General features: G+C 73.6%; 4 protein-coding genes. 1 reads left to right on the forward strand and 3 read right to left on the reverse strand.

Going from position 1 to position 10,381, the window contains the following annotated elements; genetic code table 11:
• Positions 1-17: 17 nt before the first annotated feature.
• The 3 genes from ACZ5ON_RS32695 to ACZ5ON_RS32705 form a co-directional block, all read right to left on the reverse strand.
• Complete coding sequence (locus ACZ5ON_RS32695; RefSeq protein WP_465600268.1) at positions 18-1,784, reverse strand: acyl-CoA dehydrogenase family protein; 1,767 nt, start codon at positions 1,782-1,784, stop codon at positions 18-20.
• Positions 1,785-1,900: 116 nt separating this feature from the next.
• Positions 1,901-3,118 (reverse strand): beta-ketoacyl-[acyl-carrier-protein] synthase family protein, encoded by a 1,218-nt coding sequence (locus tag ACZ5ON_RS32700; RefSeq protein WP_465600271.1) that lies wholly within the window; start codon positions 3,116-3,118, stop codon positions 1,901-1,903.
• Positions 3,115-3,360 carry an acyl carrier protein gene (locus tag ACZ5ON_RS32705; RefSeq protein ID WP_465600275.1) on the reverse strand — a complete coding sequence of 82 codons (246 nt, stop codon included), beginning with the start codon at positions 3,358-3,360 and terminating at the stop codon, positions 3,115-3,117. The genes ACZ5ON_RS32700 and ACZ5ON_RS32705 overlap by 4 nt, the downstream gene beginning before the upstream one ends.
• Positions 3,361-3,882: 522 nt before the next feature.
• On the opposite strand from ACZ5ON_RS32705, the gene ACZ5ON_RS32710 reads away from it, so the two are divergent.
• On the forward strand, positions 3,883-10,381 hold a 6,499-nt coding region (locus ACZ5ON_RS32710), incomplete at its 3' end, for an amino acid adenylation domain-containing protein (protein ID WP_465600278.1).

The raw sequence follows: 10,381 nt of genomic DNA on the forward strand, positions 1-10,381 counted from the left end.
TCCCTCCGGACACCCGGTCACACCGGATCCGGGACCGGGCGGGCGATCGGCTGCTCCGCCGACTGCCCTGCCGCCGCGACGAGATGGCGCTCGGCGAAGTCGGCGTGGGCGATCGGGGCGGTGATCAGCGCCTCGGGTACGGCCAGCAGGCCGAGCAGATCCTCCGCTGCCGCGGGCGCCGCGCCCTCCTCCTCGTGCAGCCGGGCCACCTCCAGCAGCTCCTGCGGGCTCAGCACCCCTGCCCGCAGCGCGCTCACCGCGTGCTCGAGCAGGCAGCCGGCCGCGTAGTGCCGCAGCAGCGCCCGCCCGGCCTCCGTCGGCTCGCCCTCGGCCCAACCGCCCAGCGCCAGCGTCTGGTAGACGGCCCGCGACCAGGCGGTACTGGCCGCACCCGGCCCCTCCCGTTCCGCGTCGTCCAGCAGCACGTCGCACACCCGGCGCAGCGCTCCGACGAGCCGGCCGGCCGGCCAGTCGCCGGGATCGCCCGGCCCGCTCCCCCGGTCGGCACGGCCCACCGCGGCGTCGAGCACCCCGGCCAGCGCCGGGCGCTCGCGCAGCGCGAACCGTGCGGCCTGGTAGCCGAGCACCGTGTTGTCGCCGCCGAAGGTCACCGCGATCTCGTAGTCGTGCTGCAGGGGCGAGATCTGGTTCAGCCGGTGGTATCCGAGGCCGCCGCACAGCTCGCGGGCCTCGGCCAGCGTGTGCCGGGCATCGCCGGTGCTGCCGGTCTTGCCGCAGGCCACCAGCGCGTGCAGCAGCCGGTCCTCGGCGGGGGACCCGTCCTCGTGGCGGTCGACCGCGACGGCCGCCAGCGCCTCCACCGCGTGCTTGGCCGCGACCGCCCGTCCCGCCGCGGTGCGCAGCCGCATCCGGTAGTGCGCGTGGTCGAGCAGCGGCCCGCCGAAGGCCCGCTTGACGGAGGCGAACCGGGTGGTGACGGCACAGGCGACCCGCTGCGCCATGGCCGCGCCCGCGGTGGGGAAGAGCCGCTCGTGGGTGAAGGTGGCCAGGCACTCGTCGAACCGGCGGAAGCGGCGCAGCGGGGAGGCGTACCGCCCCTCCTCGTCGATCCGGGCCCAGCGGCCCATCATTGCGGACAGCGGCAGGACGCAGTGGTCGAAGGCGATGATGCCGGTCTGGTTGGCCTCGACACCGCCCTTCGGCTCGGCGCCGTGCACGCTCACCCCCTCGACCAGCCTCCCCTCGCTGCGCAGCGGCACCCGGAGCCAGTGGTGGCCCTCGTCCCGGCCGTCCACCACCACGCGGGCCAGCACCATGGCCACGTCGCCGGTGTGCAGGCTGTTGCCGATCCAGACCTTGCTGTGCGCGGGCTCCGGCGTGTGGAGCACCAGCGAGCGGTCCGCGTGCCGGTAGGTGGCCGTGGTTCCGACCCGCTTGAGGTCCGAGCCGGCGTGCAGCTCGGAGGCCGCGAAGCAGTAGACCTTCTCCATCCGGTCGATCTCCGGGCCGAAGCTCGCCAGTTGGTCCGGATCGGCGTGGCTGAGCAGGGCGTCCCCGGCGATCTGGTGCGAGACCAGGACGTTGGCCAGTGAGGCGTCCCAGGCGCCGATCCAGCCCATCGCCCGCAGGAAGTCGGGGAACTCCGCGGCCGTTCCCCGCCCCAGCCACAGCGAGTTGGCGGTGACTCCGGCCGCGTTCAGCAGCCGGGCCCGCCGGAGCGTCTGCAGGCTGTAGTCGAGCACGTCCTGCCCGGCGGGCCGGACCTCGGCGAAGTCGCCTTCGGCGAGCAGGCAGGTCAGCGCCGTCACGCGTTTGTCTGTCAAGTCGAGTCCCATCGATCAGCGGCGGGCACGGCCAGGGCACCCGCCGGACTGGCAGCGTTGCCCCGGAGCCCCGGCGGCGGGGTGCGCGGCGTCGCGCCTCCTACCGCCGGGTGCGCTCAATTCCCGAGGAGCAGGGCGCAGTTGGCTCCGCCGAAGCCGAAGGAGTTGCTGAGCACCACGGAGGGCGACTGCCGACGCGGCCCCCCGAGGACGAGGTCCAGCTCGGGCAGCTGCGGGTCGGCCTTTTCGGTGTTGGCCACCGGCGGCACCAGGCCGGCCCGCAGGGCGCAGAGCGAGAGCACCGCCTCGATGGCGCCGGCGGCACCCATGGAGTGCCCGAGGACGCCCTTGTTGGCGGTGACCGACGGGCCGTGCGGGAACAGCCGGGCCAGCAGCTCGCTCTCGACCCGGTCGTTCAGCGGCGTCGAGGTGCCGTGCGCGTTGACGTGGTCGACCGCCTCGGGCCGCAGGCCCGCGTCGGTGAGCGCCTGCCGGACGGCGGCCTCGGCCTGCGCCCCGTCCGGCCGCGGCTGGACCGGGTGGTGGGCGTCCGTGGTGCAGCCGTAGCCGAGCACCCGGCCCAGCTCCGCGGCCCGGCGCCGCGCCGCGGCCTCGGGCCGCTCCAGCACGAGCGCAGCGGCGCCCTCCGAGACGACGAAACCGTCGCGGTCCGCGTCGAACGGCCGGGAGGCGCGGGGGTCGTCCCGCTTCGAGAGCGCGCCCATCCTGGCGAACCCGCTGACCACGACCGGGACCACCGCGGCCTCGGTGCCGCAGGCGATCACCGTGTCGCAGGCACCGCTGCGCAGCAGGTCGCGGGCGACGCCGATGGCGACGGCGCCGGACGCGCACGCGGAGACGACCGTGTGGCAGGGGCCGGTGATGCCGTAGCGCGAAGCGATCGTGCCGACGGCCATGTTGGCCAGCGACCGTGGATGCAGATAGGGCGAGACCCCCTCGGGGCCGCGCTCGGTGAAGCGGTCCTGGGCCCGGATGAGCGTCTCCACGCCACCGATCCCGGTACCGACCACCACGCCGACCCGGCCGCCGTCCCAGCTCTGCGGGTCGAGCCCGGACTCCCGGACGGCCTCGTCGACCGCCACCAGGGCGTAGCGGATGAACGGGTCGAGGTGCGCGGTGCCCCGGCCTCGCAGCACCTCCGGTCCCAACTCCGGTACCCGCAGGCAGTAGTGGGCGCCGGTGTCCCGCAGCGCCTCGTCCCTGACCGCCAGCACCCGGGATTCGAGGACGGCCTGCCAGGTGTCCTCGACCCCGATGCCCGCCGGGGTGACCAACCCGGCTCCGGTGACCGCGGCTGGAAACGTGCGGGTCATGACCCGCTCAGCCTGGAATTCACGAGTTCCACTAGCTCGCCGAAGGTCAGCTTGCCCAGCTGGCTCTCGTCCTCGGAGAGATCGACGCCGAACTGCTCCTTGATCACGGTGATGAGTTCCACCGCCGCCAGCGAGTCCAATTCGAGGGAATCGATCCGGACGTCCGGAGTAATCAGGTCGGCATCGATCTCCAGATCGTCCACCAGGATTTCCCGGATAGCACTTGACAGATCGTCAGTCACCTAACCCACCCATAGTTTAAGGTAATTGATTCGAACTCAGCCGAGACCATATCACCGCAGCGGCCCCCTTCCAAGGAATTCTTGCGACGGTTCCGGGTCCGGGCTGTGATCGATGACACGTTGCCCGCGCGCACCGGCCGGGGGTAATGGATGCGCCCCGGACTGACATACGCATCGTCAGACCGATTGGCAGGCCGATGTGTTAGCGATCCGCCCCGCCTGGTCCTGCGGTCGGCACGGGCGGGCGCCGCGGCCTGCGTCCGCGGCACCGGCGCGGGCCGCACCGGGTGCGGGAAGGGGGTGGCCGGCACCTACCAACCGGACCGTGTTCACCGCAAGAGTCGGACCGTTAAGGAATGTTGAGCGAGCATCACCTCCGCCATGCTCATGGTTGACGCCGCTACGGGCGGTGGCTAGCATCCGGCGTGGACAGACGACCTTGGATAGATGTACGGGTGCCGCGCGGCTATACGCGCGTCGGGGGCGATCGATATCCCCCGCAGGAATATGGGGGATTTCCAGGTGTTCGCCGGATCGCATTCTTCTGCCCTTCCGCTGTCGGCCGCCCAGCAGCGCGTCTGGTTCGCCCAGAAGCTCACTCCGGCGAGTTCCCTGTACAACATCAGCGGTTTCGTGGAAATTCACGGACCGCTTGACCCCGAATTGTTCGGGCGGGCGCTCAGGATCGCTGTCGACGAGGCCGAGGCACTGCACGTCCACTTCACCGAGGACGACGGCACTCCGTGGCAGACCGTCCGGCCCGCGCGGGAGTGGCCGCTGCACCTGCACGACCTGAGCGGGCGGCAGGACGGCCGCCGCGTCGCGCTGGAGCGGATGTCGGCGGACCTGTCCGAGCCGACGGACCTGTCCACCGGCCCGCTGTTCACGCAGTCGCTGTTCCGGCTCGCCGCGGACCACCACCTCTGGTACACCCGGGTGCACCACATCGCCACCGACGCCTTCGGGTTCAACCTGGTCGTGCGGCGGGCGGCCGCCTGCTACACGGCACTGGCGGAGGGCACCGGGATCCCGCCCACCGAGTTCGCCCCGCTCGCCGACTTCCTCCAGGAGGACCACAAGTACGCCGCCTCCGAGCAGAGCCGCAAGGACCGCGCGTACTGGCTCGACCGCTTCGCGGACGATCCCGAGTTGCTGAGCCTGCCCGACCGCGACATCGGCCTGTGGTCCGAGGCGATGCGGTTCACCGGGCACCTGGAGCCCGAACTCCTCGCCGGACTCAAGCGCCTGGCCACTGAAGCCAGGACTACCTGGCAGGTCACCCTGGCCGCCGCGGCCGCGGCGTACCTGCGCCCCTTCGTCACCACCCGGGACATGGTGCTCGGCTTCCCGGTCACCGGCCGGCTCGGTCCGACCACCCAGAACACCCCGGGCATGGCCTCCAACGTGCTCCCGCTGCGGCTCGACGTCCGGGGCGGGGCCTCGTTCGCCGACCTCCAGCGGCACGTCGCGCGCGAGCTGCGCGCCCTGCTGCGGCACCAGCGCTACCGGGGCGAGGACCTGCGCAAGGACCTCGGGCTCGGCGCCAGCTCCCGCCGGATGTTCGGACCGGCGGTCAACTTCCTTCCGCTGCAGGCCGGTCTGCGGTTCGGCCCCTGCCCGGCGGAGATCCACAGCGTGCCCAGCGGCCCGGTCGACGACCTGACGATCGCCTTCGAGGGCGGCGGCGAGGACACCGGGCTGCGGGTGCGGGTCGCGGGCAACGCCGCCGCCTTCACCGAGACCGAGATCGCGGACCACGGGCGGCGGTTCCTGGACTTCCTCCGGGCCCTGGCCGCCGAACCCGACCGTCCCCTCGGCCAGCTCGAGGTACTGGGCGCCGGCGAGCGCCGCCGGCTGCTGGAGGAGTGGAACGGCACCGCCGCCGACCTGGCGGCCGGCACTCTCCCGGCCTGGTTCGAGGCACAGGCCGCCCGGGTCCCCGAGGCCGTCGCGGTCACCTGGCGCGACACCGCGCTGAGCTACCGGGAGTTGAACGAGTGGGCCAACCGGCTGGCCCGCCGGCTGATCGAGCACGGCGCCGGTCCCGAGCGGCTGGTCGGACTCGTGCTGCCCAGGTCGGTGGAGCAGGTCGTGGCCCAGCTCGCGGTGCTGAAGGCGGGCGCCGGGTACCTGCCGATCGACCCGGACGCCCCGGCCGCGCGGATCAGTGCCGTACTCGCCGAGGCCGAGCCGGTGTTCGTGCTGGACGACGTGGAGTCGGTACGCGACACCGGCGACCGGGCGGCGACCGACCTGGTTGACGCCGACCGGCTCGCGCCGCTGCACCCGGACCACCCGGCCTACGTGATCTTCACCTCCGGCTCGACGGGCACGCCGAAGGGTGTGGTGGTCTCCCACCGCAACGTCACCCGGCTGCTCACCGCCGCCTCCCAGCGGTTCGAGTTCGGCGAGCAGGACGTGTGGACCCTGTTCCACTCCTACGCCTTCGACTTCGCGGTGTGGGAGCTGTGGGGCGCCCTGCTGACCGGCGGCAGGCTGGTCGTGGTGGACCACGCCGTCTCCCGCTCGCCCCGGGAGTTCCTCGCCCTGCTGGCCGAGCAGGGCGTCACCGTCCTCAACCAGACACCCTCGGCCTTCTACCAGCTGATCCAGGCCGACCGGCAGCACCCCGGGTCCCGACTCGCGCTCCGCTACGTCGTGTTCGGCGGCGAGGCGCTGACCCCCGACCGGCTGGGCGAGTGGTACCTGCGGCACCCGCAGGACCGCCCGCTGCTGGTGAACATGTACGGGATCACCGAGACCACCGTGCACGTCACCCACCACGCGCTCGATCGGGCGAACGCGGCCGGCGACACCGGCAGCACCATCGGGACCGCCCTCCCCGACCTGCGGGCCTATGTGCTGGATGCCGCCCTGCGCCCGGTGCCGCCCGGGGCGGTCGGCGAGCTGTACGTCGCGGGGGCCGGGTTGGCCCGCGGCTACCTGAACCGGCCGGGGCTCACGGCGGACCGTTTCGTCGCCTGTCCGTTCGGCGAGCCGGGTTCCCGGATGTACCGCTCCGGCGACCTGGCCCGCTGGACCCCGGACGGCTCGCTGGTCTACGAGGGCCGGGCGGACCACCAGGTGAAGATTCGCGGCTTCCGGATCGAACTGGGCGAGATCGAGGCGGTGCTGACCCGCCACCCGGCCGTCGCCGAGGCCGCCGTCCTGGCCCGCGAGGACCGGCCCGGCGACCGGAGGCTGGTCGCCTACGCGGTCCCGGCCGGGCCCGAGGCGGACGCCGCCGAGCTGCGGACGCACCTCGGACAGGCCCTGCCCGGGTACATGGTGCCGTCCGCGGTGGTGCTCCTGGACGCGCTGCCACTGACGGTCAACGGCAAGCTGGACCGTCGGGCGCTGCCCGCGCCGGACTTCGACGCCGCGGCGGGCGGCCGGGCGCCGCGCGACGCCCGCGAGGAGATCCTCTGCGAGCTGTTCGCGCAGGTGCTCGGGGTGGAGAAGGTCGGCATCGACGACAGCTTCTTCGACCTCGGCGGGCACTCGCTGCTCGCCACCCGGCTGGCCGGCCGGATCCGCGCCGAACTCGGCCTGGAGCTGCCGCTGGGCACCCTGTTCGAGGCACCGACCGTGGCGGGACTCGCCGTACGGATCGCCGGGAGCGAGCCCGCCCGGCCCGCGCTGCGGCCGCTGCCCCGGCCGGAGGCCGTACCGCTGTCGTTCGCGCAGCAGCGGCTGTGGTTCCTGCAGCAGGTCGAGGGCGCGGGCGCGACCTACAACATGCCGCTGGCCCTGCGGCTCGGCGGCGAGCTGGACCGGGCGGCCCTGCGGGCGGCCCTGCAGGACGTCTGCGACCGGCACGAGTCGCTGCGCACGGTGTTCACCGAGGTCGACGGCGAGGCCCGGCAGCGGGTGCTCGACACCGCCCCGCTCCCGCTGCCGGTGACCGGGACCACCGCCGAGGAGCTGCCCGCCCTGCTGGCCGCGGCCGCGGGCACCGGCTTCGACCTCCACCGCGAACCGCCGCTGCGGGCCGAGCTGTTCGCGCTCGGTGAGCTGGAGCACGTCCTGGTGCTGGTGCTGCACCACATCGCGGGCGACGAGTGGTCGATGGCGCCGCTGGCGCGTGACCTCGGCGCCGCGTACGCGGCGCGGCTGGCCGGGGCGGCACCCGCCTGGGAGCCGCTGCCCGTGCAGTACGCGGACTACGCGCTGTGGCAGCGCGGGCTGCTCGGCGACGAGGCGGACCCCGGAAGTCTCGCCCACCGCCAACTGGCCTTCTGGCGCGAGACCTTGGCCGATCTTCCCGAGGAGCTGGCGCTTCCTGCGGACCGGCCGCGGCCGGCCGTCCCCGGCGGACGCGGCGAGGCGCTGCCGGTCCGGTTCGACGCCGCACTGCACCGCGCCCTGGCCCGGCTGGCCCAGGAGCGCCGGGCCACCCTGTTCATGGTGCTGCAGGCCGGCCTGTCCGCGCTGCTCACCAGGCTCGGCGCGGGCACCGACATCCCGCTGGGCACCGCCCTCGCGGGCCGTACCGACCAGGCGCTGGACGAGCTGGTCGGGTTCTTCGTCAACACCCTGGTGCTGCGCACCGACACCTCGTCGGACCCCGGCTTCGGAGAGCTGGTCGACCGGGTACGGGCCGCCGACCTCGCCGCCTTCAGCCACCAGGACCTACCGTTCGAGCGCCTGGTCGAGGTGCTCAACCCGAGCCGGGCGGCGAACCGGCACCCGCTCTTCCAGGTGATGCTGGTCCTCCAGAGCACCCCCGAGTCCGAGCTGGAGCTGCCCGGACTGACGCTCACCAGGGAACCCCTCCACCCCGGCGGGGCGAAGTTCGACCTGTCGCTCAGCCTGGCCGAGACCCGCGACCGCGACGGCGCCCCGGACGGCATCGAAGGCTTCGTCGAGTTCAGCACCGACCTGTTCGACCGGGACACCGTCCTGGCCCTGGTCAGGCGCCTGGAGCGGCTGCTGCTCACGGTCGCCGCCGACCCCGGGATCGCCATCGGCGAGATCGGCCTGCTGACCGACGAGGAGCGCGACCATCTCACCGGGCGGCCCCGCCGCTCGGTAGCGGGGCGGACCGTTCCGGCCCTGTTCGAGGCGCAGGTCACCCGCACCCCGGACGCGCCCGCGCTGCTGTTCCAGGACACCGTGCTGTCCTACGCGGAACTCGACCGCCGGGCCAACCGGCTGGCCCGGTTGCTGATCGACCGGGGTGTCGGCCCGGAGTCCGTGGTCGCGCTGCTGCTGCCGCGCTCCGCCGAGCTGGTGGTGGCTGCGCTGGCCGTGCTCAAGGCCGGGGCCGCCTACCTGCCCGTGGACCCCGGGTACCCGGCCGAGCGGATCGCCTACCTGTTCGCCGACGGCGCGCCCCGGCTCACCGTCGTCGACGGCCGGACGGCCGCCTCGCTGCCGGCCGGGACCGAGTACGTCGACCTGGACGGGGCCGGGCTGGACGGCTTCGCGGCGGACGCCGTCACCGACCGGGACCGCCTCGGTGTGCTGGGCCTCCAGCACCCGGCGTACGTCATCTACACCTCCGGCTCCACCGGCCGGCCCAAGGGCGTGGTCGCCACCCACGCGGGCGTCGCGAACCTGCTCGCGGCCCAGCGCGAGCGGCTCGACGTCGGCCCCGGTGACCGGGTGCTCCAGTTCGCCTCCTTCAGCTTCGACGCGGCGTTCTGGGAGACGGTCATGGCGCTGCTGTCCGGCGCCGCCCTGGTCCTGGCCACACCCGACCGGCTGCGGCCCGGCGCCCCGCTGACCGGACTGGTCGCCGACCTGGGGGTGACCCATCTGACGCTCCCGCCGACCGTGCTGGACGTCCTGGCACCGGAGGACCTGCCGTCGGTGCGCTCCCTGGTGGTGGCCGGCGAGGCGTCGTCCGGGAGCCTGGTGGCACGCTGGTCGCCGGGCCGGCGGCTGGTCAACGCCTACGGCCCCACCGAGACCACGGTGTGCGCCACCATGAGCGCTCCCCTGGACGGCGACGCACGACCGCCGATCGGCCTGCCGATCGAGGGCGGCAGTGCCTACGTCCTCGACGAGCGGCTGCGGCCGCTGCCGGTGGGGGTTCCCGGCGAGCTCTACGTCGCGGGCACCGGAGTTGCGCGCGGCTACCTCGGCCGGCCGGGCCTCACCGCGGAGCGCTTCGTGGCGGACCCGTTCGGCGAGCCGGGGTCCCGGATGTACCGCACCGGCGACCTGGCCAAGCGCCGGGCCGACGGCAGCCTGGAGTACCTCGGCCGCACCGACGACCAGGTCAAGGTGCGCGGCCACCGGGTCGAACTCGGCGAGATCGAGTCCGTGCTCGCCGCCCAGCCCGGCGTCGCCCAGGCGGCCGTGGTACCCCGTGCCGACCGGCCCGGCCAGTTGGTGGCCTACGCCGTCCCGACCGGTACCGGCCTGCCGGCGGAGACCGCCTTGACCGCGGCGGACCTGCGGGCGGCGCTGCGCCGCCGGCTGCCCGAGTACATGGTGCCCGCGGCGATCGTGCTGCTGGACGCCCTGCCGCTGACGCCCAACGGCAAGCTGGACCGCCGCGCCCTGCCCGCACCCGACTTCGACGCCGCGGCAGACGGCCGGGCACCACGCACCCCACACGAGGAAGCCCTCTGCGCCGTCTTCGCCGAAGTCCTCGGCCTGGACCGCATCGGCATCGACGACAGCTTCTTCGACCTCGGCGGACACTCCCTGCTCGCCACCCGCCTCATCAGCCGCATCCGCACCACCCTCGGCCTCGAACTCCCCCTCCGCGCCATCTTCGAGACCCCCACCGTCGCCGGCCTCGCCGCCACCCACGACACCGACGAACCCGTACGCCCCCCGGTCCGAGCCGTTGAACAACGCCCCGAAACCATCCCCCTCTCCTTCGCCCAACGCCGCCTCTGGTTCGTCAACCAGCTCCAGAACACCGAAGCCCTCTACAACATGCCCGTCGTCCTCCGACTGACCGGCACCCTCAACCCCTCCGCACTCCAAACCGCCCTCAACGACCTGCTCACCCGCCACGAATCACTGCGCACCCGCTTCGCCGAGACCGACGGCGAGCCCTACC

Source organism: Kitasatospora sp. NPDC032150 (assembly GCF_055579945.1).

Excerpts from the sequence above, each read along its gene's own strand:
- ACZ5ON_RS32700 (WP_465600271.1), bottom strand. The coding sequence starts at position 3,118 with ATGACCCGCACGTTTCCAGCCGCGGTCACCGGAGCCGGGTTGGTCACC.